Origin of the sequence: Xanthobacter sp. NM-25 (genome assembly GCF_022138605.1) — a bacterium.
In the GTDB taxonomy this organism is placed as follows: Bacteria; Pseudomonadota; Alphaproteobacteria; order Rhizobiales; family Xanthobacteraceae; genus Xanthobacter.
Genome location: NZ_JACBFS010000001.1, coordinates 690,928 through 711,423 on the forward strand (window position 1 = coordinate 690,928; position 20,496 = coordinate 711,423).

Consider the following 20,496-nt stretch of genomic DNA (forward strand, 5'->3'; position numbering starts at 1 on the left):
CCTCCTCGCCCATGACCGTCGCGGCGCCGCCGCACGCCTGGCCGCTGCCCCTGCTGGTGGGAGGTCTCGCCGCCCTGGTGCTGGCCCTGTTCGCCCTGTCGCTGGCCGTCGGCTACGCCCCACTCGACTGGCCGGCCGCCCTGCGCGAACTGATGGCCGGCCAGCGCGGCCTGTCCGCCCTGGTGCTGCTGGAACTGCGGCTGCCGCGCGCCCTGCTGGGGGTGATGGTGGGCTTCAGCCTCGGCCTCACCGGCGCCGCGCTGCAGGGGCTGATGCGCAACCCCCTGGCCGATCCCGGCGTGGTGGGCGTGTCCGGTGCCGCGGCCCTGGGCGCGGTGACCGCCTTCTATTTCGGCGCCGCCGCCCTGTTTCCCCTGGCCCTGCCGCTGGGAGGCCTGGTGGGCGCCGGGCTGGCCACGGCGGTGCTGCTGGCGCTGGCCCGCAACGGCGCCTCCACCACCGTGCTGATTCTCGCGGGCATCGCCGTCAACAGCCTCGCCGGCGCCCTCACCGCCCTCGCCCTCAACCTGTCCACCAGCCCCTATGCCACGCTCGAAATCGTGTTCTGGCTCATGGGCTCTTTGGCCGATCGCAGCCTTGACCACGTGCTGCTGGTGCTGCCCTTCATCACCGTCGGCACCGCCCTGGTGCTGGCCACCGCGCGCGGGCTCGATGCGCTGACCCTGGGCGAGGAGACCGCCGAAAGCCTCGGCTTCTCCCTGCGCCGGCTGCGGCTGCTGGCCATCGCCGGAACCGCCGCCATGGTGGGCGCGGCGGTCTCGGTATCGGGAACCATCGGCTTCGTCGGCCTGGTGGTGCCGCATCTGCTGCGACCGCTGGTGGGTCACCGGCCGGGCCGGCTGCTGCTGGTGAGCGGCCTGGCCGGCGCCGCGCTCACCCTTGGCGCCGACATTCTGGTGCGGCTCCTGCCCACGCGACCCGAGCTGAAGCTCGGCGTGGTGACGGCTCTGGTGGGCGCACCGTTCTTCCTGCTGCTGCTGCGGCGCCTGGGCACGGAGCGCGAATGATCATCGGTGCCGAAGGCATCACCGTCCAGCGGGGCGGCCGCGCCATCCTCGACCGGGTGGACATCACCGCCGAGCCCGGCCGGGTGCTGGGCCTGCTGGGCCCCAACGGCGCCGGCAAGACCACCCTGCTGCGGGTGATGGCCGGTCTCGAGCCGCCGCAGGGCGGCCAGCTCACCTATGATGGCACCCCCGCCGCCGAGATGGATCGGCGGGCCATGGGTCGGCGCCTCGCCTATCTCGCACAGGACGGGCGCATCCACTGGCCGATGACCGTGGCCCATGTGGTGGGGCTCGGCCGGCTGCCCCACGGCACCAGCCCGGCCGAGAACGCGGCGGCGGTGACCCGCGCCATGGCCGCCTGCGATGTCACGGCGTTGGCCACCCGCACCACCGGCAGCCTTTCCGGCGGCGAGCGGGTGCGGGTGCTGCTCGCCCGTGCCCTGGCGGTGGAAGGTGAAGCGCTGCTGGCCGACGAGCCGGTGGCGGCCCTCGACCCCTATCACCAACTGCATGTGATGGAGCTGTTGCGCCAGCAGGCGCGCCAGGGGCACACCGTAGTGGTGGTGCTGCACGACCTGACGCTGGCCGCCCGCTTCTGCGATACGCTGGCCCTGCTGCGCGAGGGCCGCATGCTGACCCGGGGCACACCGGAGCAGGTGCTGACCCCCGTGGCGCTGGAAGCGGCCTATGGCGTTCATGTGGAGACCGGCGAGCGCCACGGCCAGCGCTTCATTCTGCCCTGGTCCCGGCGGGACGCGCCCTCTTTGGAGGCGCCCCACCCCGACACATCGAGCTGAAGCCCGGCGCCGTCGCCCGGCGCCGGGCCTGGGCCCTCAGTGGGCCATCAGCACCGGCACGGTCATGGACGACAGGATCTCGCGGGTCACCCCGCCGAGCACCATCTCCTTGAGCCGGGAATGACCATAGCCGCCCATCACCACCAGATCGGCGCCCTGGTCGGACACCTCATTGAGGATGACCGAGGCGATGGGCTCGGAGCCGGATACCGGCAGGCGGCGCACCTTCGCATCCAGATTGTGGCGGGCGAGGTGGCGGGCCACTTCCAGCCCTTCCTCATCCACTTCCTCGGTGCTGTCGGTGACCACCCGGAAGATCTCGACGCTCTTGGTGCGGTGCAGCAGCGGCAGGGCCTCGGCGAGCGCACGGGCGGCGGCGCGGCCGCCATCCCAGGCCACCACCGTGTGCTCGGCGGAAAAGCCCTTCTGCTGCACATACGGCACCATCAGCACGGAGCGGCCGGCTTCCAGAAGCACCGTTTCCGCCAGGACTTCCTCCGGTCCCGGCTTGTCGGGATCGGGCTGGCCCACCACCGTGAGGTCGAACAGGCGGGACATGCGGGCGAAGCTGTTGGCGGCCACCCCGAGCGAAGCGGAGATGGAGCGGGTCTCGTGCGGCACGCCGGCCGCATCGGCGAGAGCGCGGAAGGTCTCCGCGGCTTTCTCCGCCGAGGCCTGGTTCTCCAGCACCTGGGCATCGATGAAGTCGGTGGGCAGGGCGCCCATGTAGAAGGGCGGAACGTCGATCTCGTAAGCCACCGAAAGCCCGGTCAGGTGCGCGCCGAACTCCTTGGCGAGGCTCACGGCATATTCCAGGGCAGCGTCCTTTTCGACGCCTTGCGCCAGGTTGACCAGAATGTCACGAATCATGAACGAAGGCCCTCGTTAAGCCGTTTCACCGTCGCGACATTACCCTAAACTCGCCCAAAGTCTCATGTCTTGATGTAGCGCAAGCGCGCCGAAGCCCCGTGTTCCACGCGGAGGGTGCCGCGACGCCGGGTCCGCAGGGTCCGAGGCGGCGCGGCCATCCTGGGGGAAGACAGCCGCGCCGCTGACACGGCCTGGTGGGGTATGACCGTGCTGCAAGGACAAGGCCCCAAGGGACCGACAGGTTCCCACGCCATGAAGAAAATTCCGTACACTTTCTCCCCGGCCGGACTTACACCCGTTCCTCCCGCCGCCAGCTGCGACAGTGGCCGAGCCATGACACCCGATCTGAGCATTGTCGTCCCCCTTTATAACGAGGCCGCCGGCCTCGGGGCCTTCCACCAGCGGCTGTGCCGGGCCGCCCAGGCCGAGGCCGACGCCCGAAGGCTGCGGCTGGAGATCGTCTATGTGGACGACGGCAGCCGGGACGGCAGCGCCGAGGTGGCGCGCGGCCTGCCCGCCGCGGGGGTGGATGTCCAGGTGGTGGCCCTGTCGCGCAATTTCGGCAAGGAAGCCGCGCTGATGGCCGGGCTCGACCACGCCCGCGGCGACGCCATCCTGTTCATGGACGGAGATGGGCAGCACCCGCCGGAGATGATCGCGACCTTTCTGCGCCTCTGGAAGGACGAGGGGTATGACGTGGCCTATGCGGTGAAGGCGAACCGCATGGATGAGCCGTTCGCCCGCCGCACCTTCGTGCGCATGTTCTATTGGTTGCTCAATTATGGCGCAGCCAGCACCATTCCCGAGGACGGAGCCGACTTCCGCATCCTGTCGCCACGGGCCGCCGCGGCGCTGCGGCGGATGCCCGAGCGCAACCGCTTCTTCAAGGGCCTGTCGAGCTGGGTGGGCTTCCGGCAGGTGGCAGTGCCCTACCAGCCCGAAGCCCGCGCCCACGGCACCAGCTCCTTCAATTTCCTGCGCCTGCTCGGCCTGTCCATGGAGGCGCTGACCTCGTTCTCGCCGGCGCCCCTGCGGCTCGCCGCCCTCACCGGCGCCATGCTCGCCGGCCTCGCCCTGTTCTACGGCCTGTGGATCGTGCTCGAACGCCTCATCTGGGGCATCCCGCTGCCGGGCTATCCGTCGCTGGTGGTGGGCGTCATGGTCATCGGCGGCGCCCAGCTGCTGGTCATGGGGCTGGTGGGCGAGTACATCGCCCGCATCTTGTCGGAGATCAAAGCGCGCCCGGTCTATTTCGTCGCCGAGCACATGCTCCATGAGGCGAGCCGAGGTGAGGCCGATGCCGCCCCGCTCACCGGGGAAGGCCACGCCGCAGCGCCGCTGGATCGCGAGCTGGGAGCCGCCCGGTGAAGAGCATCACCATCTGCGCCGACGATTATGCCATCGCCCCCGGCGTCTCCGCCGCCATCCGCCGGCTGATCGACGAGCGGCGCATCAACGCCACCTCGGTCATGACCCTGTTTCCGGATCTGGCGCCTGAGGCAGCCGCGCTCGATGCGGTGGCGGGCAGCGCCGCGGTGAGCGTCGGCCTTCACCTCACCCTCACCGGCGGCTATGCCCCGCTGGCGGCGGGAACCGGCAACGGGACCCTGCCGGGACTGAACGACCTTATCCTCCAAGCCTTCACCCGCCGCCTCGACACCCGCGCCGTAGCGGCGGAGGTGGAAGCGCAGTTCCTGGCCTTCGAGGCCGCCTTCGGCCGGCCGCCCAGCCATGTGGACGGCCACCAGCATGTGCACGTCCTGCCGGGGGTGCGCCCGGCGGTGCTGGCGGCCACCCGACGTCACGCCCCCAATGCCTGGCTGCGGGACGTGACCCCGGCCCCGGCGGCGCTCCATGGACTGGACCTCAAGGGCCGGCTCATCGGCCTGTTCGGGCGCGGCTTCGCGCGGGATGCGGCGCGTCTGGGCCTGGCCACCAACACTGGCTTCGCCGGCGCCTATGACTTCAGCGCCGACCATGATTTCGCGACCCTGCTCACCCATTTTCTCAGCGGCGTGCCCGATGGCGCGGTGGTGATGGTGCATCCCGGCCATGTGGATGATCCGTTGACCGCCCGCGACCCCGTCACCCATCAGCGCGAAGTGGAATTCGAGGTGCTGCACGGCCCGCAATTGCCGGAGATCCTCGCCGAGACACAGACCCGCCTGTTCTGACCCCAGCCATCGGCTCCCGCAGCGCAGGCGGTAAAGCGCCCGCGCGCGGTTCCAGGCTCACACCGGCTGCAGCTGCGGCGCGGTGGCCGGGCGCAGCAGGCGCGGCGCGCTCTCGCCATCGAGATGCAGCACCCGGTCGTGCAGCCCCACCAGGGTGCTGCGGTGGCCGATGGAGATGAAGGTGGCCTTGGGCAGGCGCGCCCGCAGCAGGTGATAGAGGCCGGCTTCCGACGCCTCATCGAGGGCGGAGGTGGCTTCGTCCAGCAGCAGCACGTCCGGCGCCTCCAGAAGGGCACGGGCCACGGACAGTCGCTGCTGCTCGCCCAGGGAGAGCACATGGGGCCACAGCGCCGTCTCCTCCAGGCGCGGCACCAGAGCGCCGAGCCCCACCGCCTCCAGCACCTCGACGGCCTTGTCGCGCGGCAAGGTTTCAGCGGCGCCGGGATAGGCGAGCGCGGCATCGAGCCGGCCCACTGGCACATAGGGCTTTTGCGGCAGCACCATCACCTTCTGCCCGGCCTTGCGGGCGATGCGCCCCTTGCCATGGGGCCAGATGCCCGCCACCGCCCGTAGCAGGGTGCTCTTGCCCGCCCCCGAGGGGCCGGTGATGAGCACGCATTCGCCGTGGCCGATCTCCAGTTCGCCGGTGGCGATCAGCGGCGCCCCGCCGGGCAGGCGCACCTCCAGTTGCGACAGGCCGAGGGCGGGCCCCTCCTCATGGGTGGCGGCGGTGAAGGCGGGCGCCTGCGCCTGGGTGCGGGCCGCCACCATGGCCGCCTCGAAGCCGGTGAGCCGCTGCACCACCGAGGCCCATTCCGCCAGCGACACATAGCTCGACACGAAAAAGGAGAAGGAACCCTGCACCGAGCCGAAGGCGGATGCGGTCTGCATCAATTGCCCAAGCTGGATCTGGCCGGCGAAGTAAGCCGGTGCCACCACCACATAAGGGAAGATCGTCGAGATCTGATTGTAGCCGGCCGTGAACCAGGTGAGACGCTTCTGCGCCTTCATGAGATCGAAGAAATTGCCCCACACCCGGGTGAAGCGGCCTTCGAGCTTGCGATCCTCCGCGGCCTCGCCGTGCAGCAGGGCGATCTGCTCGCCATTCTCGCGCACCCGCACGAGATCCACGCGGAAATCCGCCTCGTAGCGCTGCTGGTCATAATTGAGCCGCACCAGCGGCCGGCCGATGAGATGGGCGATCCAGGTGCCGGCCATGGCATAGACCAGCGCCGCCCAGAACAGATAACCGGGCACCGAGAGATCATGGCCGAACAGGCTGAAGGCGAGCGGGCCGGACAGGTTCCACAGGATCACCGAGAAGGAGATCAGTGACACGATGGTGCCGAGCAGGCCGACGCCGACGCCGATGGTGCGCCCGACGAACAATTGCACATCCTCGGCGATGCGCTGGTCGGGGTTGTCGGCGCTGTCGCCGGCGAGGCGCAGGCGATAGTGCACCTCGTCGCTCAGCCAGGCGTGGAGATAGCGCTGGGTGAGCCAGCGCCGCCAGCGGATCTCGAGCCACTGCTTGAGATAGACCTGATACACCGCCACGAAGATGGCCCCGGCGGCAATGGCGCAGAACACCAGGAGTTGCGTCTTGAAGGCCGGAAAGTCCTTTTCCTGGATGGCATTGTAGAAGGCGACGTTCCACTCGTTCAGCAGCACCGTGGCAAAGACCCAGGCGAGCTCCAGCGCGATCACCGCCGCCAGCAGGCCAATGGCGATCCAGCGCTCCTCACTCTTGAAATAGGGCACGGCAAGGCGACGGATGTCGCCGAGAAGGGACAGAAGGGCGCGCACCGGCATCGTCTCCGCAAGGGGTCCGCTCGCCTTGTGACGCCTCGAACCTGACCGCACCATGGCGGCCACATGAACGATTGGAAAGGTGGCGCTGGGGAAGGCGGAAGCGATGCGCGCCGCCCCTTACAGACAGAATTGAAATTTCTGTCTGTAAGGCATAAAAATACAGACAGTTTCTCAAGATCCGTCTGTAACCATGAAACCCATCCCGCTCCCGCTGCAGACCCTTTACGCGGAACTGGCGCAGCAGCTCCAGGCCAGCATGGAGCGCCCTGCCTCGCTCTATCATCGCGAGATCAAGGGCATGTCCTATGTCTATGGCAAGCGGCCGGTCGGCAGCGTGCGGCGCGACATTTTCATCGGCCGCGCCGATGATCCCCTCGTGGTGGCACGGGTGGCCCTCATCGAAGAGGAGAATGCGCGGGCGGCGGAGCGGCGGCAGATCGTCTCCACCCTCCGGCGCGCCCATGTGCCCGCCCCGGTGCAGGCTCTCTCGCAGGTGCTCGATACCATGAGCGACGCCGGCCTGCTCCGGCAGGCGGTCCTGGTCGGCACGGCCGCCTATCAATGCTATCCGGCCCCCCTGGGGCACAGGCTGCCCGCCGCCGGTCTCATCTCCCAGGACGAGGACCCTGCTACCGCCAGCCTCGCCGTCATGGCGGACGAGGCGGGAGAGACGATGGAGACCATCCTGAAACGGGCGGATCCGACCTTTCGCGGCGTTCCCGGCCTCGATCCGGCGGCGCTGCCGTCTCATTTCCGATCCGCTTCAGGCTTCGTGGTGGACCTGCTGACGCCGCAACGCCGACGGACGGACACCAACCCGATGGCGCTCCCGGCCCTGGCCGCAGGCGCCGTGCCGCTCCAGCATCTCGACTGGCTGATTGCCGATCCCATGCCCGCGGCGGTCCTCTACCGCAGCGGCATCGCCGTGCGGATTCCCCAACCGGCGCGCTTCGCCGTGCATAAGCTGATCATCGCCCAGAAGCGCGGAGGCGACACCACCAAGCGCCGCAAGGACCTTGCCCAGGCCGAGGCCCTGATCACCGCGCTGAAGAGCGCCGATCCCTTCGCCTTGTCCGATGCCTTCGAGGACGCCGCGGCCAAGGGAACCACCGGCTGGGAGCGCCCCATGGTGCGCTCCCTCACCGAACTCGGACTCACGCCCGCGCACCTCGTGGCCTGAGCCGGAGCTCAGGCCTTCTTCACGAACTCGGTGCGCAGCACCAAGCCCTTCACCTTCTCGACCTTGCAGTCGATCTCCTCGGGATCGCCGGTGAGGCGGATGCCCTTCACCAGGGTGCCGCGCTTCAGGGTCACAGACGTGCCCTTCACCTTGAGATCCTTGATGAGGGTGACGTTGTCACCGTCCTTCAGCACGGCGCCATTGGCGTCGCGCACCTCGATGTCGGACATGTCTGCTCCTTCAGCGCCCGCCCGCTCAGACCTCCTTCGCCATATCGCGCAGGCGGAACTTCTGGATCTTGCCGGTGGAGGTCTTCGGGATGGGCTCGAACACGATGTAGCGGGGGCACTTGTAACCGGCGAGGTGGGTCTTGCAATGGGCAAGGAGTTCCTCCGCCGTGGCGCTCATGCCGTCGCGCAGTTCCACGAACGCCACCGGGGTCTCGCCCCACTTCTCGTCGGGCTTGGCCACCACCGCCGCCGCGCTCACCGCCGGATGCTTGTAAAGGGCATCTTCCACCTCGATGGAGGAGATGTTCTCGCCGCCGGAAATGATGATGTCCTTGGAGCGGTCCTTGAGCTGCACGTAGCCATCGGGATGCTTCACCCCAAGGTCGCCCGAGTGGAACCAGCCGCCGGCGAAGGCGGCATCGGTGGCGGTGGGGTTCTTGAGATAGCCCTTCATCACCGTATTGCCGCGGAACATCACCTCGCCCATGGTCGCGCCGTCGGCCGGCACCGGCTGCATGGTCTCGGGATCGAGCACGTCGAGAGCTTCCAGCGCCGCATAGCGCACGCCCTGGCGCGCCTTCTTCATGGCCCGCTCGGCGGCGGGCAGCGCATCCCATTCCTCGTGCCAGTCGTTCACCACCGACGGGCCATAGACCTCGGTGAGGCCGTAGACGTGCACCACGTTGAAGCCGGCATCCTGCATGGCGGCCAGCACCGCTTCCGGCGGCGGGGCCGCGGCGGTGATGAATTCCACCTTGCCCGGCAGCGGCCGCTTGTCGGCCTCCGGCGCGCCGAGCAGGGTCGACATGACGATGGGCGCGCCGCACATGTGGGTGACGCCATAATCGGCGATGGCATCGAACATGGCCTTCGCCCGCACCTGCCGCAGGCACACGTGGGTGCCCGCCACCAGGGTGATGGACCAGGGGAAGCACCAGCCGTTGCAGTGGAACATGGGCAGCGTCCACAGATAGACGGGGTGCTTGCCCAGCGCGCAGGTCACCGCATTGCCCACCGCCAAGAGGTGAGCGCCACGATGGTGGTAGACCACGCCCTTGGGATCGCCGGTGGTGCCGGAGGTGTAGTTGAGGGCGATGGCGTCCCACTCGTCAGCGGGCCCGGTCCAGGCGAATTCCGGATCGCCGGTCTCCAGGAAGGCCTCATATTCGGTGCCGCCGATGAGGTCGCCCTTGCCGGTATATTCCGGGTCGTCATAGTCGATGACGATGGGCTTCTTCACCGCCATGGCGAGGGCCGCCTTCATCACCGGCGAGAACTCGCGATCGGTGATCAGCACCTTGGCCTCGCCATGGTCGATGGTGAAGGCGAGAATGGCGGCATCGAGCCGGGTGTTGAGGGAGTTCAGCACCGCCCCGGTCATGGGCACGCCGTAGTGGGCTTCCAGCATGGCCGGCGCATTGGGCAACATCACCGCCACCGTGTCGCCCTTGCCCACGCCCAGCTTGGTGAGCGCCGAGGCGAGCCGCCGGCTGCGATCATAGAATTCGCGATAGGTGCGGCGGGTGGAGCCATGGATGATGGCGGTGCGATCGGGGAACACCCGCGCCGCCCGTTCGAGGAAGCCAAGCGGGGTCAGCGGCTGGTAATTCGCCTGATTGCGGTCGAGATGCAGGTCGTAGATGCTACCGGCCATGGAACTCCCCATCATCCTTATCGCTCCCGGCCACGTGACGGGCACGGGAGACCAGCCAACAATGCCCGTTCGACGGGCAAGAACCTAGCAGGGCTTAAGGGAGGCGCAATCCAAGGCCAAGATAGAACAAGGCGTTTATCCATCCAACCAAGGTCGTACGCAGTTATGCGTACTTGCTCTGTAAAATAACGATCGGCACTAACCACACCAACGATTATGCCGACGAGGGAGACGTCCATGGGTGAGATGAGCAGCAGCCGCTACGGCGAAACCTATGCCCGCTGGCGCGAAGATCCGTCCGCTTTCTGGGGCGAGGCGGCCAGGAAGATCGACTGGACGACCCCGGCCACCAAGGTCTTCGATCCCGATGCCGGCGTCTATGGCCGCTGGTTCGAGGGCGCCACCGGCAACACCTGCTTCAATGCGGTGGACCGCCACGTGGCCGCCGGCCGCGGCGATCAGCCCGCCATCATCTATGACAGCCCCGTGACAGATACCAAGCGCTCGCTCACCTATGCCGAGCTGAAGCGCGACGTGGAGACCCTGGCGGCGGTGCTGCGCGACCTCGGTGTGACCAAGGGCGATCGCGTGCTCGTCTACATGCCCATGGTGCCCGAGGCCCTGGTGGGCATGCTGGCCTGCGCCCGCATCGGCGCCATCCATTCGGTGGTGTTCGGCGGGTTCGCCGCCAAGGAGCTCGCCACCCGCATCGAGGATGCCGAGCCCAAGGTCATCCTGGCCGCCTCCTGCGGCATCGAGCCGAACCGGGTCGTACCCTATAAGCCCCTGCTCGACCTTGCCATTTCCATGTCGGCGGTGAAGCCGGAGCATTGCGTGGTGCTGCAGCGCCCGCAGGGCCCGGCGAGCCTCAGCGAAGGCCGCGACATCGACTGGATGGAGGCCTGCAACGACGCGATCCAGGCTGGCCGCACCGCCCCTTGCGTGGACGTGGCGGCCACCGATCCCCTCTACATCCTCTATACCTCCGGCACCACGGGCAAGCCGAAGGGCGTGGTGCGCGACACCGGCGGCCACATGGTGGCGCTCACCTGGACCATGGAGAATCTCTACGGCATCAAGCCCGGCGAGGTGTTCTGGGCGGCCTCCGACATCGGCTGGGTGGTGGGCCATTCCTATATTGTCTATGCCCCGCTTTTGGCCGGCTGCACCACCCTCGTCTACGAGGGCAAGCCGGTGGGCACGCCTGACCCCGGCGCCTTCTGGCGGGTGGTGGAGGAGCACAAGGTGGTGGCCCTGTTCACCGCCCCCACCGCGCTGCGGGCCATCAAGAAGGAAGACCCGGACTGCACCTTCAAGACCGGGCGCGACATGAGCCACTTCCGCACCCTGTTCCTGGCCGGCGAGCGGGCCGATCCGGACACGGTGCAATGGGCCGAGGACAAGCTGGGCGTGCCGGTGGTGGACCATTGGTGGCAGACCGAAACCGGCTGGGCCATCGCCGCCAATCCGGTGGGCCTCGGCCTTCTGCCCATCAAGCTCGGCTCGCCCACCGTGCCCATGCCCGGCTTCGACGTGCAGATCGTGGACGAGGCGGCCAAGCCGGTACCGGCCGGCACCATGGGCTCCATCGTGGTGAAGCTGCCGCTGCCTCCCGGCTGCCTGCCCACCCTGTGGCAGCAGGACGAGCGCTTCAGGGAAAGCTACCTCGCCGACTATCCCGGCTACTACAAGACCGCCGACGCCGGCTTCATGGATGACGACGGCTATGTGTTCGTCATGGGCCGCACCGACGACATCATCAATGTCGCCGGCCACCGCCTCTCCACCGGTGGCATGGAAGAGGTGATCGCCTCCCACCCGGACGTGGCCGAATGCGCCGTGATCGGCGTCAAGGACTCCCTGAAGGGCGAAGTGCCGTGCGGCTTCGTGGTGCTGAAGGCGGGCGAGCGCCGGCCGCCGGAGGTGATCGAGAAGGAGCTGGTGGGCCTGGTGCGCGATCGAATCGGCCCGGTGGCGGCGTTCAAGCTGGCGGTCACCGTGAACCGCCTGCCCAAGACCCGCTCCGGCAAGATTCTGCGCGGCACCATGAAGAAGATCGCCGATCACGACCCGTGGTCGATCCCCGCCACCATCGACGATCCGGTGGTGCTGGAGGAGATCGAAGACATCCTGAAGGATCGTGGCATCGGCTGAGCGCCCCGCGCGGGCACGAATGCGACGGCCCGACCGGGCCCCACCCGGGGGGCCGGCCGGGCCGTCGGGTCTTGTGGCATCCGCCTCAATTGCCCTTCTCGCCAGCTCCCATCCGCTCCTGGCAGACATAGCCGACGAAGCATTGCGGCGCGTCGCGGGTGGGCACCCATTCCGGCCGCAGCAATTGGTCATGCAGGCAGAAATTCAGATCGCGCACATAGCGGTCGTAGAGTGTCGGCGAGGTAGCCATGACCACGACGCCCTTGTCCTGAACCAGCCCGGCCGCCTGCGCGCAGGTGAGCGTGCGACTCTGCACCAGAGGATCCGACGCGGTTGCCTCCAGGGACTTGGCCGCGGCCGGCGTCGCCAGCCCCAGTGCCGCCATAGCCAGACCGCTGAAAAACGGGCCGCTCGGACCCCTGCCCCGCCGGCTGTTGCCGGCGTGTCTCGGCCGCCGGCCGCTCCATCTGCCCATCATGACTCACCTCACCCGTCTCCGCGCCCCGTGTCCGCGGGATGCTCGGAGCATCCCGACACCCGCGGCGGCCGCGCCTCACATGAGCTGCCGGGGCGGCCCGCGCAAGCGGCAGCGGCTCCGGCGGCGGCCCCGGCGGCCCCGGCGGCCGCCTCAATGCCCCGGATGCCCTTCGCGCGACGGGATGAAACAGGTGTAGCCGATGAAGCACTGGCGCACGTCGCGGGTGGGCACCCACTCCGGCTTGAGATCCTCGCCGCCGGCGCAATAGCGAATCTGCGACACGTAACGGTCATAGGTATTGGGACCCGTGGCCATGACCACCGCGCCCTGCCGGGCCACCAGGGCCGCCGCATCGCGGCAGCTCATGGCCGTCGAATCGGGCCGCGCAAGAGCGACACCGGGCGCAACGAGACCGAGCAGCAGCGCCAGCGGCATCCCATACCACCCGCGATGGATGCGACCGACCCGCATACCATTTACCTTCGGTTGCATCTTACCCTCTCCTCTCCGCCAGTCTTGCCTTTCCTCGCCGACGGCTTCACGGCGCCCAGGGCGAGGCTCGGGAAGTGGTGTCTAACTGCCTTTATTTACTATTCTTTTACCATATTCTTATCGGATAGGCCGCAGGGGTGCCGCTTCACAACCCGGCAACCCCGAAATAGAGGTAGCATCATATACCTAGGGTAATGAACAGGCTTCGATTTCAATGCAGTGTGGCATGAAAGCTACGGCACCCGCCACGGAACTCTGCTAGAACCACCTCACTGAGCGGCGCGAGACGATTTTTGCTCTCGCCTGTCTCACGACCAAGGACAACCCAAACAAGGGGGTTAGTTATGAAGCGGTTTCTTCTCGCCACTGTCGCGCTGGCGGCGCTCTCGGCTCCGGCCGCGGCTGCTGACCTGGCGACGAAGTACCCGGTGAAGGCCATTCCTGCTCCGGTGTTCTCCTGGACCGGTTTCTACATCGGTGCCAACGTCGGCTTCGGCGGTGACAAGTTCTCCTACGACGCCTACACCGTCGGCCTCCCGGTCGCCAGCGCCGACGTGAACTCCTCCGGCTGGTTCGCTGGTGGTCAGCTGGGCTACAACTATCAGTTCGCCAACAACGTGGTGGTCGGTCTCGAGACCGATATCCAGTGGTCGAACATCGAAGGCAACGTCAGCCTGACCTCGGGCGGCACCGGCATCACCGCTGGCTCCACCGTTGACTACTTCGGCACCATCCGCGCCCGCCTCGGCTATGCGTTCGATCGGTTCCTGCCCTACATCACCGGTGGTGCTGCCTACGGCAAGACCTCGAACAACGCCTGGTTCGGCGTGCCGGCCTGGGCCGTGTCGACCTCTTCGACCGATTGGGGTTGGACCATCGGCGGCGGCGCCGAGTATGCCATCACCAACAACTGGACGTTCAAGGCTGAATACCTGTACGTCGACCTGGGCAGCCACGACGTGGCCGTCATCGGCCCGATCGCCGTGGACGGCGACACCAAGTTCCACACCATCAAGGCTGGTGTGAACTACAAGTTCTGATCCAACGATCAGGGTTTGACGGGAAAGGCCCGCCGCAAGGCGGGCCTTTTCTTTTGTCCCTTTCCGACTCGTGCGGCCGCCCGGATACGCCATGCGCTGCCGCCGCACGGGCGACGGTCTGCGTCTGCCCGCTTCGGCGCCCGAGCTGCGCTGTCCCTGATGCCCTTTCGCGGGAACTGCGCTAGCCTGGGGGCATGAGCGCAGACATCCCCTTCGATCGCGATTTCAACGTCCCGGCCGGCCGGCTGGACCAGGTCACGCCGCTGGTGCGGCGGATCGTGGCGCCGAATCCCTCGCCGTTCACCTTCACCGGCACCTGCAGCTACATCATCGGCCAGGGTTCGGTGGCCATTCTGGATCCCGGCCCCGACAGCCCCGAGCATATCGACGCTCTGCTCCAGGCCGTCGCGGGAGAGACGGTGTCCCACATCGTCGTCACCCATACCCACCGCGATCACTCCCCCGCCGCCACCGCCATCAAGGCGGCCACCGGCGCGCCCATCGTCGGCGCCGCGCCGCACCGCGCCGCACGCCCACTACATATCGGCGAGATCAACCCGCTCGACGCCAGCGCCGACACCGACTACCAGCCCGACCACATGCTGGCCGACGGCGAGGCCGTAGAAGGGCGTGGCTGGACGCTGAACACCGTCGCCACCCCCGGCCATACCGCCAATCATCTGGCCTTTGCCCTGCGCGAGGAGGAGGTGCTGTTTTCCGGCGATCATGTGATGGCCTGGGCCACCTCCATCGTCGCACCGCCGGATGGCGCCATGGGCGATTACATCCGCTCGCTGGAACTGCTCGGCACGCGGCCCGAGCGAACCTACCTGCCGGGCCACGGCGGCCCGGTGCGCGATGCCCCGGCCTTCGTGCGCGACTATCTCGATCATCGCATCGCCCGCGAGCTCGCCATCCTGCGCGGGCTGGAACGCACGGCGGAAACCGTGCCGGACCTGGTGCGCGGCATCTATATCGGGCTCGACCCACGGCTCGTAGGCGCCGCCTCCCTCACCGTGCTCGCCCATCTCGAGCACCTCGTGGAAAGCGGACGGGTGACAACCGATGGCCCGGCGGCCATCGACGGGCGGTTCCGGATCGCCTCGTAGGGCGGGCTCGGGGTTTCTGAGCGGAGGTTCCCGCATGTGCGGCCGTTTCGTCCAGCATCGCGCACCGCTCGCCTATGCCGAGCATTTCGGGCTCGACGTGGCGGCGATCCAGCTGCCCAATGCGCCGGCACGGTACAATGCGGCCCCCACCCAGGACCTGATGGTGATCCGCCTCAACCCGCACACCGGCCGGCTCGACCTGTCGCTGCTGCGCTGGGGGCTGGTGCCGGTGTGGTCGAAGGATGCGAGCGGGGGCGCCCGCCTCATCAACGCCCGCTCGGAAGGGGTGGCCCACACCGCGACCTTCGCCGACGCCTGGCGCAAGAAGCGGCGCTGCATCATTCCGGCGGATGGTTTCTACGAATGGCAGACTCGCCCCGCCGGCAAGCAGCCCTATTACATCTCACCGGCGAACGGAGCGCCGCTGGCCTTCGCCGGCCTGTGGGAGGGGTGGAAGGACCCGCACACGGGCCAGTGGCTGCGCACCTTCACCATTCTCACCTGCGCCGCCAACGGGCGGCTGGCGCCTTTGCACGCGCGCATGCCGGTGATTCTCGACGCGGCAGCCATTCCCATATTCCTCGGCGCCGACGATCCCCATGCCCTGCTCACCCCCTGCGCCGATGATCTTCTCACCTTCTGGCCGGTCTCGACCGCCGTCAATGCAGTGCGCAACGACGATCCGGCACTGCTCGCGCCGCTGCAGGAACACCCGCCGCAGCCGGGCTGAGCGGGTGCCCGGCCCCTCTAAAGGGCCTCGCCGCGCAGCAGCTTCGGCAGCGCTCCGGTGAGCCCGGCGGCGTCGCGGATGAACAGGCCCTTGAGGCGCGGCAGCCGATCCACCAGCCCCAGGCCCACGTCGCGCAGCGCCCGCAGGGCGTCGGAATGATTGGAGAACAGGCGGTTGAGGCTGTCCGTCGCGACGCCCATGGCCAGAGTGTCGAAGCGGCGCCAGCGCTGGTAACGCTCCAGCACCTGGGGCGATGCGAAATCGAGCCCCACCCGCGCCGCGTCGGTCACCGCCTCGGCCAGGGCCGCCACATCACGCAGCCCCATGTTCAGCCCCTGCCCCGCAATGGGGTGGATGAGATGGGCCGCATCACCCACCAAAGCGAGCCGCTCGCCGATGAAGCTGCGCGCCATGGAGAAGCCCAGCGGATAGGCCCGCGGCCGCGTCACCGGCTTCACCCAGCCCAACTTGTGGCCGAAGCGCTGCTCCAACTCGTCCTGGAACAGCAGCGCCGGCAGATGGGCCAGCCGCTCGGCATCGGCGTTGCGCTCGGCCCAGACGATGGATGAGCGGTTGCCCGGCAGCGGCAGGGTGGCGAACGGGCCCGCCGGCAGGAAATGCTCTTCCGCCCGCCCCTCATGGGGGCGTTCATGTTCCACCGTGAAGGTCAGCGCGCTCTGGCCATAGGCCCAGGAGACGGTGTCGATGCCCGCCATGGCGCGCAGGCGCGAGCGTGCCCCGTCGCAGGCCACCAGCAGCTGCGCGCGCACCGGCCCGCCGTCGCCGGCGGTGAGCGACACGCCCTGGCCCTCCGGGGTGAAGGCCGAGACCCCCTCCGGGGTCAGGGCGATGCCCGCCGCCGCGGCCGCCTCGATAAGCGCCTGTTGCAGCACCGCATTCGGTACCATGTGCGCGAACGCCTCGCCCGGCTGCACCTCGCCATCGAAGGTGAGGAACACCGGCCGCGCCACGTCCTTGGTGCGGCTGTCGGTGACCACCATGGAGCGGATGGGCTCGGCCGCCGCGCCCACCTTGTCCCAGACGCCGATGGTGGTGAGCAGCCGCCGGGCGCCGGCGGCGATGGCCGAGCAGCGCTCGTCGTCGATCACCGGCCGCGCCAAGGCGGGGTCGAACAGGATGATGCGCGCATCGGCGCCGAGCCCCTGCCGCAGCGCCAGCGCCAGGCTGAGCCCCGCCAGCCCGCCGCCGACGATGGCCACATCCCACCGCTCCGCATCGGGGCGGACAAAGCCCGCAGACTCACCCGTATAGGGGGAAGGCGCCACATCGGGCTCGTTCAGGCCAGTCAACGTCCGTCTCCTTCACGCGGCGGTCACGGTGCACCCTTGCGGCACGCCGTTCACGCATAGGTCTTGACGCCACCGCATGTGCCATGGCGTGTTCGTGCACCCTTTGTCCAACGTCCCCGGCGCCGGCTTCGGCAGAGATCCGGGTTGCCTGAGGCCGATCCGCATGAGCGACATGATGACCGACACGCCGTCGTCCGACGTTGAAGCACTTTTGTCCATCCTCGACCTGGAGCAATTGGAGATCAATCTGTTCCGCGGTCGCAGCGGCAACCCCGGCGGCGGGCGCGTGTTCGGCGGCCAGGTGGTGGCCCAGGCGCTGGTGGCGGCGCGCCGCACCGTGCCGCCGGAACGGGTCTCCCACTCCCTGCACGGCTATTTCCTGCTGGGTGGCGACCCCACCATCCCCATTATTTATGACGTGGAGCGCATCCGCGACGGCCGCACCTTCACCACCCGGCGGGTGGTGGCGATCCAGCACGGCCGCGCCATTTTCTCCATGGCGGTCTCGTTCCACGAGGACGAAGACGGCATGCAGCACCAGATCACCATGCCCGAAGTGCCCATGCCGGAGGACCTGCCGCCGGACGACGTGTGGCGCGAGCGGCTGCTGAAGCGCTTTCCCGAGGCGGCGACCCGGGGCTGGATGACCATGCGGCCGCTGGAGGTGCGCCCCACCGGCCTGGACCCCACCTATCTCGGCACCGCCGCCGAGGCCTCGCCCAGCGTCTGGGTGCGGGCCCGCGGCCCCCTGCCGGACGACCTGCCCACCCACCAGGCGGTGCTCGCCTTCGCCTCGGACTTCTCGCTGCTGCAGGCGGCGCTGCTGCGCCACGGCCGCTCGGTGTTCGATCGCGACCTGCAGGTGGCGAGCCTCGACCACGCCTTGTGGTTCCACCGGGCGTTCCGGGCCGACGAATGGCTGCTCTACAGCCAGGAGAGCCCCGCGGCCTTCGGTGCGCGCGGCTTCTGCCGCGGCGAGTTCTTCACCCGCGATGGCGTGCTGGTGGCTTCGGCGGCGCAAGAGGGATTGATGCGGCGCACCCAGAAGAAATGACGCCGTTTGAGGCGATGCGTCTAAAATTTAGGCATCAAAAGCGGCAGTCCTTGGGCATCGCCATTCCCTTGCCCGGCATGGCGAGAAAATAAGCAACGAGTCTCCCACTCTTCTTTACTTGGCACGGTAATTGATTCCGCTTTGTTCAGGCTTGCCTGCCGCAGCGCGGAACTCCCCGGTCCCGCACGGCGAAGCCGCGAGAAAACACCGGATGGACGGCGCGTGGGGGTGAGCCCCGCGCGACCGCATCCACGGGCATCAGGGGACAGGGACCGATCCATGAAGATCGTCATGGCCATCATCAAGCCATTCAAGCTGGAGGAGGTGCGCGACGCCCTCACCGGTATCGGCGTGCACGGACTCACCGTTACTGAAGTGAAGGGCTACGGGCGTCAGAAGGGCCACACCGAGATCTATCGCGGCGCCGAATACGCCGTCAGCTTCCTGCCGAAGCTGAAGATCGAGGTGGCGGTTCCCGCTGACCAGGTTTCGAAGGTGGTCGAGGCCATCACCGCCTCCGCCAAGACCGGCCAGATCGGCGACGGCAAGATCTTCGTCTTCGCCATCGATCACGCCGTGCGCATCCGCACCGGCGAGACCGACGCCGACGCGCTTTGAGCCATCCTCTTTTCACGGAGCTTTCATCCATGACGTTCAAGACGTGGACTCGCGCGGGGCTCCCTGCGCTTCTGGCCGCAGCGGCGCTCGCCCTGCCGGCGCTCGGCCAGCCGGTCGAAGCCCCCGCCGCCGCCTCCCCGGCCGTGGCCGCGGCGGTTTCGACCGTCAACAAGGGTGACGTGTCCTGGATGATGACCTCCACGGTCCTCGTCCTGCTGATGACCGTTCCCGGCCTCGCCCTGTTCTACGGCGGCCTGGTGCGCGCCAAGAACATGCTCTCCGTGCTCATGCAGGTGCTCACCATCACCGCGGTGATGATGCTGGTGTGGGCCCTCTACGGCTACTCGCTGGCCTTCACCTCGGGCAACGCCTTCATCGGCGGCTTCGAGAAGGCGTTCCTGGCCGGCATCACCGCCGACAGCCTCGCCGACACCTTCACCAAGGGCGTACAGATCCCCGAATTCGTGTTCATCGCCTTCCAGATGACGTTCGCGGCCATCACCCCGGCCCTGGCCATCGGCGCCTTCGCCGAGCGCATGAAGTTCCCGGCGGTGATCCTGTTCGCCATCCTGTGGGGCACCTTCGTCTACTTCCCGATCGCCCACATGGTGTGGTTCTCGGAAGGCTACCTGTTCACCCTGGGCGCCCTCGACTTCGCCGGCGGCACCGTGGTGCACATCAATGCCGGTATCGCCGGCCTGGTCGGCTGCATCATCGTCGGCAAGCGCATCGGCTACGGCAAGGAGCAGCTTCCGCCCCACTCGCTGGCCTTCACCATGGTCGGCGCCTCCCTGCTGTGGGTCGGCTGGTTCGGCTTCAACGTGGGCTCGAACCTCGAAGCCAACGGCCTCGCCACCCTGGTGATGGTGAACACCTTCCTGGCCACCGCGGGCGCGGTCGTCGGCTGGCTGGTCATCGAGTGGATCGTGCGCGGCAAGCCCTCCATGCTGGGTGGTGCGTCGGGTGCGGTGGCCGGCCTCGTGGCCATCACCCCGGCCTGCGGCGCCTCCGGCCCCATGGGCGCCATCGTGCTCGGCATCGTCGCAGCGCTGGTGTGCTTCTTCTTCTGCACCGCGGTGAAGAATGCCCTCGGCTATGACGACAGCCTGGACGTGTTCGGTGTCCACGGCGTGGGCGGCATCATCGGCGCCATCGGCACCGGCATCCTGGTGTCTCCCGCCCTCGGCGGCGCCGGCGTGGCCGACTATTCCATGGGTCACCAGGTGTGGGTGCAGACCCAGGCCACCATCGTGACGCTGGTGTGGTCGGGCGTGGTCTCCGCCATCATCTTCTTCGTGCTCAACATCGTCGTGGGCCTGCGCCCGTCGGTCGAAGTGGAGCGCGAGGGCCTCGACATCAACGAGCACGGCGAGCGCGCGTATCACTCGTGAGCTCAAGCGGGGGCGCACGCCGCCCCCGCATTCCGGCATTGTCCGGACAGTTTAAAAAGAGGGGAACCAAATGGCCCCGGCGCCTCGTGTGCCGGGGCCAAATCTTTGTCTGCCGCCCCGCGGCGGGGCCGCCAACACCCCTCCAGACGCCCGCCGACCGTGGCGCGATGCATCGCCGGCCTTTTCCCCGCCCGCCGCGCCTGCTAGAAGCCGGCCTTCGGATTTCCATCGAACGGCCCGAGGATGACCGCAGACATGCAGGGCGGAAGCTCAGCGCCGCGCGCGCCCCTGGCGACGCCGCGGCCGCTTCAGGCGCGAATTACCGGCCCGGTTCCCCGCCGGCGCAGCTGAGCGCGCCGGGGAGCCGGGACGTTT

The 20,496-nt window shown here is 68.2% G+C and carries 19 protein-coding genes; 12 read left to right on the forward strand and 7 right to left on the reverse strand.

The window, feature by feature from the left end; translation table 11 throughout:
* Positions 1-11 precede the first annotated feature (11 nt).
* Both MEU52_RS03130 and MEU52_RS03135 read left to right on the forward strand, forming a co-directional pair.
* Positions 12-1,028, forward strand: coding sequence for a FecCD family ABC transporter permease (locus MEU52_RS03130; RefSeq protein WP_238120307.1), 1,017 nt, complete (start codon positions 12-14; stop codon positions 1,026-1,028).
* Positions 1,025-1,825, forward strand: a complete 801-nt coding sequence (locus MEU52_RS03135) for an ABC transporter ATP-binding protein (RefSeq protein ID WP_238120187.1) — start codon at positions 1,025-1,027, stop codon at positions 1,823-1,825. The genes MEU52_RS03130 and MEU52_RS03135 overlap by 4 nt, the downstream gene beginning before the upstream one ends.
* Positions 1,826-1,861: 36 nt before the next feature.
* Here the strand turns inward: MEU52_RS03135 and MEU52_RS03140 are convergent, their stop codons facing one another.
* On the reverse strand, positions 1,862-2,695 hold the full coding sequence (locus MEU52_RS03140; protein WP_238120186.1) for a universal stress protein: 834 nt from the start codon (positions 2,693-2,695) through the stop codon (positions 1,862-1,864).
* A gap of 333 nt (positions 2,696-3,028) precedes the next feature.
* On the opposite strand from MEU52_RS03140, the gene MEU52_RS03145 reads away from it, so the two are divergent.
* Both MEU52_RS03145 and MEU52_RS03150 read left to right on the forward strand, forming a co-directional pair.
* On the forward strand, positions 3,029-4,063 hold the full coding sequence (locus MEU52_RS03145; protein WP_238120185.1) for a glycosyltransferase family 2 protein: 1,035 nt from the start codon (positions 3,029-3,031) through the stop codon (positions 4,061-4,063).
* Complete coding sequence (locus MEU52_RS03150; RefSeq protein ID WP_238120184.1) at positions 4,060-4,869, forward strand: ChbG/HpnK family deacetylase; 810 nt, start codon at positions 4,060-4,062, stop codon at positions 4,867-4,869. Before MEU52_RS03145 ends, MEU52_RS03150 begins: the two co-directional genes overlap by 4 nt.
* A 57-nt stretch (positions 4,870-4,926) precedes the next feature.
* Here MEU52_RS03150 and MEU52_RS03155 read toward each other — a convergent pair whose 3' ends face one another.
* A complete protein-coding gene (locus MEU52_RS03155) occupies positions 4,927-6,681 on the reverse strand; it encodes an ABC transporter ATP-binding protein/permease (protein WP_238124999.1) in 1,755 nt (584 codons plus the stop codon).
* Positions 6,682-6,871: 190 nt separating this feature from the next.
* Between MEU52_RS03155 and MEU52_RS03160 the strand changes: the two genes are divergently transcribed.
* Entirely contained in the window at positions 6,872-7,861 is a 990-nt protein-coding gene (locus MEU52_RS03160) for a GSU2403 family nucleotidyltransferase fold protein (RefSeq protein ID WP_238120182.1), read from the forward strand.
* A gap of 8 nt (positions 7,862-7,869) precedes the next feature.
* Here MEU52_RS03160 and MEU52_RS03165 read toward each other — a convergent pair whose 3' ends face one another.
* Positions 7,870-8,082 carry an alkylphosphonate utilization protein gene (locus MEU52_RS03165; RefSeq protein ID WP_024280870.1) on the reverse strand — a complete coding sequence of 71 codons (213 nt, stop codon included), beginning with the start codon at positions 8,080-8,082 and terminating at the stop codon, positions 7,870-7,872.
* Positions 8,083-8,116: 34 nt separating this feature from the next.
* Positions 8,117-9,745 carry an acyl-CoA synthetase gene (locus MEU52_RS03170; protein ID WP_238120181.1) on the reverse strand — a complete coding sequence of 543 codons (1,629 nt, stop codon included), beginning with the start codon at positions 9,743-9,745 and terminating at the stop codon, positions 8,117-8,119.
* A gap of 237 nt (positions 9,746-9,982) precedes the next feature.
* Between MEU52_RS03170 and MEU52_RS03175 the strand changes: the two genes are divergently transcribed.
* Complete coding sequence (locus tag MEU52_RS03175; protein ID WP_238120180.1) at positions 9,983-11,899, forward strand: propionyl-CoA synthetase; 1,917 nt, start codon at positions 9,983-9,985, stop codon at positions 11,897-11,899.
* 85 nt (positions 11,900-11,984) lie between these two features.
* Here MEU52_RS03175 and MEU52_RS03180 read toward each other — a convergent pair whose 3' ends face one another.
* Complete coding sequence (locus tag MEU52_RS03180; protein ID WP_238120179.1) at positions 11,985-12,215, reverse strand: hypothetical protein; 231 nt, start codon at positions 12,213-12,215, stop codon at positions 11,985-11,987.
* 312 nt (positions 12,216-12,527) lie between these two features.
* A complete protein-coding gene (locus MEU52_RS03185) occupies positions 12,528-12,869 on the reverse strand; it encodes a hypothetical protein (RefSeq protein WP_238120178.1) in 342 nt (113 codons plus the stop codon).
* Between the two features lie 344 nt (positions 12,870-13,213).
* Between MEU52_RS03185 and MEU52_RS03190 the strand changes: the two genes are divergently transcribed.
* From MEU52_RS03190 to MEU52_RS03200, 3 genes are all read left to right on the forward strand, one after another.
* Positions 13,214-13,909, forward strand: coding sequence for an outer membrane protein (locus tag MEU52_RS03190; protein ID WP_238120177.1), 696 nt, complete (start codon positions 13,214-13,216; stop codon positions 13,907-13,909).
* Positions 13,910-14,103: 194 nt separating this feature from the next.
* Positions 14,104-15,018 carry an MBL fold metallo-hydrolase gene (locus tag MEU52_RS03195; protein WP_238120176.1) on the forward strand — a complete coding sequence of 305 codons (915 nt, stop codon included), beginning with the start codon at positions 14,104-14,106 and terminating at the stop codon, positions 15,016-15,018.
* A gap of 34 nt (positions 15,019-15,052) precedes the next feature.
* On the forward strand, positions 15,053-15,748 hold the full coding sequence (locus MEU52_RS03200) for an SOS response-associated peptidase (RefSeq protein ID WP_238120175.1): 696 nt from the start codon (positions 15,053-15,055) through the stop codon (positions 15,746-15,748).
* 17 nt (positions 15,749-15,765) lie between these two features.
* Here the strand turns inward: MEU52_RS03200 and MEU52_RS03205 are convergent, their stop codons facing one another.
* Positions 15,766-17,058, reverse strand: coding sequence for a ubiquinone biosynthesis hydroxylase (locus tag MEU52_RS03205; RefSeq protein WP_273546043.1), 1,293 nt, complete (start codon positions 17,056-17,058; stop codon positions 15,766-15,768).
* Between the two features lie 163 nt (positions 17,059-17,221).
* On the opposite strand from MEU52_RS03205, the gene tesB reads away from it, so the two are divergent.
* The 3 genes from tesB to MEU52_RS03220 all read left to right on the forward strand — a co-directional run bounded on the left by tesB (position 17,222) and on the right by MEU52_RS03220 (position 20,121).
* Positions 17,222-18,112 carry an acyl-CoA thioesterase II gene (tesB, locus tag MEU52_RS03210; RefSeq protein WP_238120174.1) on the forward strand — a complete coding sequence of 297 codons (891 nt, stop codon included), beginning with the start codon at positions 17,222-17,224 and terminating at the stop codon, positions 18,110-18,112.
* Positions 18,113-18,391: 279 nt separating this feature from the next.
* Positions 18,392-18,730, forward strand: coding sequence for a P-II family nitrogen regulator (locus MEU52_RS03215; protein ID WP_238120173.1), 339 nt, complete (start codon positions 18,392-18,394; stop codon positions 18,728-18,730).
* A gap of 29 nt (positions 18,731-18,759) precedes the next feature.
* A complete protein-coding gene (locus tag MEU52_RS03220; RefSeq protein ID WP_238120172.1) occupies positions 18,760-20,121 on the forward strand; it encodes an ammonium transporter in 1,362 nt (453 codons plus the stop codon).
* Positions 20,122-20,496 lie beyond the last annotated feature (375 nt).

What these genes read in the sequence shown, in the direction of transcription:
- MEU52_RS03130 (WP_238120307.1), top strand. Translation starts at nt 12, where the DNA reads ATGACCGTCGCGGCGCCGCCGCACGCCTGGCCGCTGCCCCTGCTGGTG.
- MEU52_RS03135 (WP_238120187.1), top strand. Translation starts at nt 1,025, where the DNA reads ATGATCATCGGTGCCGAAGGCATCACCGTCCAGCGGGGCGGCCGCGCC.
- MEU52_RS03140 (WP_238120186.1), bottom strand. Translation starts at nt 2,695, where the DNA reads ATGATTCGTGACATTCTGGTCAACCTGGCGCAAGGCGTCGAAAAGGAC.
- MEU52_RS03145 (WP_238120185.1), top strand. Translation starts at nt 3,029, where the DNA reads ATGACACCCGATCTGAGCATTGTCGTCCCCCTTTATAACGAGGCCGCC.
- MEU52_RS03155 (WP_238124999.1), bottom strand. Translation starts at nt 6,681, where the DNA reads ATGCCGGTGCGCGCCCTTCTGTCCCTTCTCGGCGACATCCGTCGCCTT.
- MEU52_RS03160 (WP_238120182.1), top strand. Translation starts at nt 6,872, where the DNA reads ATGAAACCCATCCCGCTCCCGCTGCAGACCCTTTACGCGGAACTGGCG.
- MEU52_RS03170 (WP_238120181.1), bottom strand. Translation starts at nt 9,745, where the DNA reads ATGGCCGGTAGCATCTACGACCTGCATCTCGACCGCAATCAGGCGAAT.
- MEU52_RS03175 (WP_238120180.1), top strand. Translation starts at nt 9,983, where the DNA reads ATGGGTGAGATGAGCAGCAGCCGCTACGGCGAAACCTATGCCCGCTGG.
- MEU52_RS03185 (WP_238120178.1), bottom strand. Translation starts at nt 12,869, where the DNA reads ATGCAACCGAAGGTAAATGGTATGCGGGTCGGTCGCATCCATCGCGGG.
- MEU52_RS03190 (WP_238120177.1), top strand. Translation starts at nt 13,214, where the DNA reads ATGAAGCGGTTTCTTCTCGCCACTGTCGCGCTGGCGGCGCTCTCGGCT.
- MEU52_RS03195 (WP_238120176.1), top strand. Translation starts at nt 14,104, where the DNA reads ATGAGCGCAGACATCCCCTTCGATCGCGATTTCAACGTCCCGGCCGGC.
- MEU52_RS03200 (WP_238120175.1), top strand. Translation starts at nt 15,053, where the DNA reads ATGTGCGGCCGTTTCGTCCAGCATCGCGCACCGCTCGCCTATGCCGAG.
- tesB (WP_238120174.1), top strand. Translation starts at nt 17,222, where the DNA reads ATGAGCGACATGATGACCGACACGCCGTCGTCCGACGTTGAAGCACTT.
- MEU52_RS03215 (WP_238120173.1), top strand. Translation starts at nt 18,392, where the DNA reads ATGAAGATCGTCATGGCCATCATCAAGCCATTCAAGCTGGAGGAGGTG.
- MEU52_RS03220 (WP_238120172.1), top strand. Translation starts at nt 18,760, where the DNA reads ATGACGTTCAAGACGTGGACTCGCGCGGGGCTCCCTGCGCTTCTGGCC.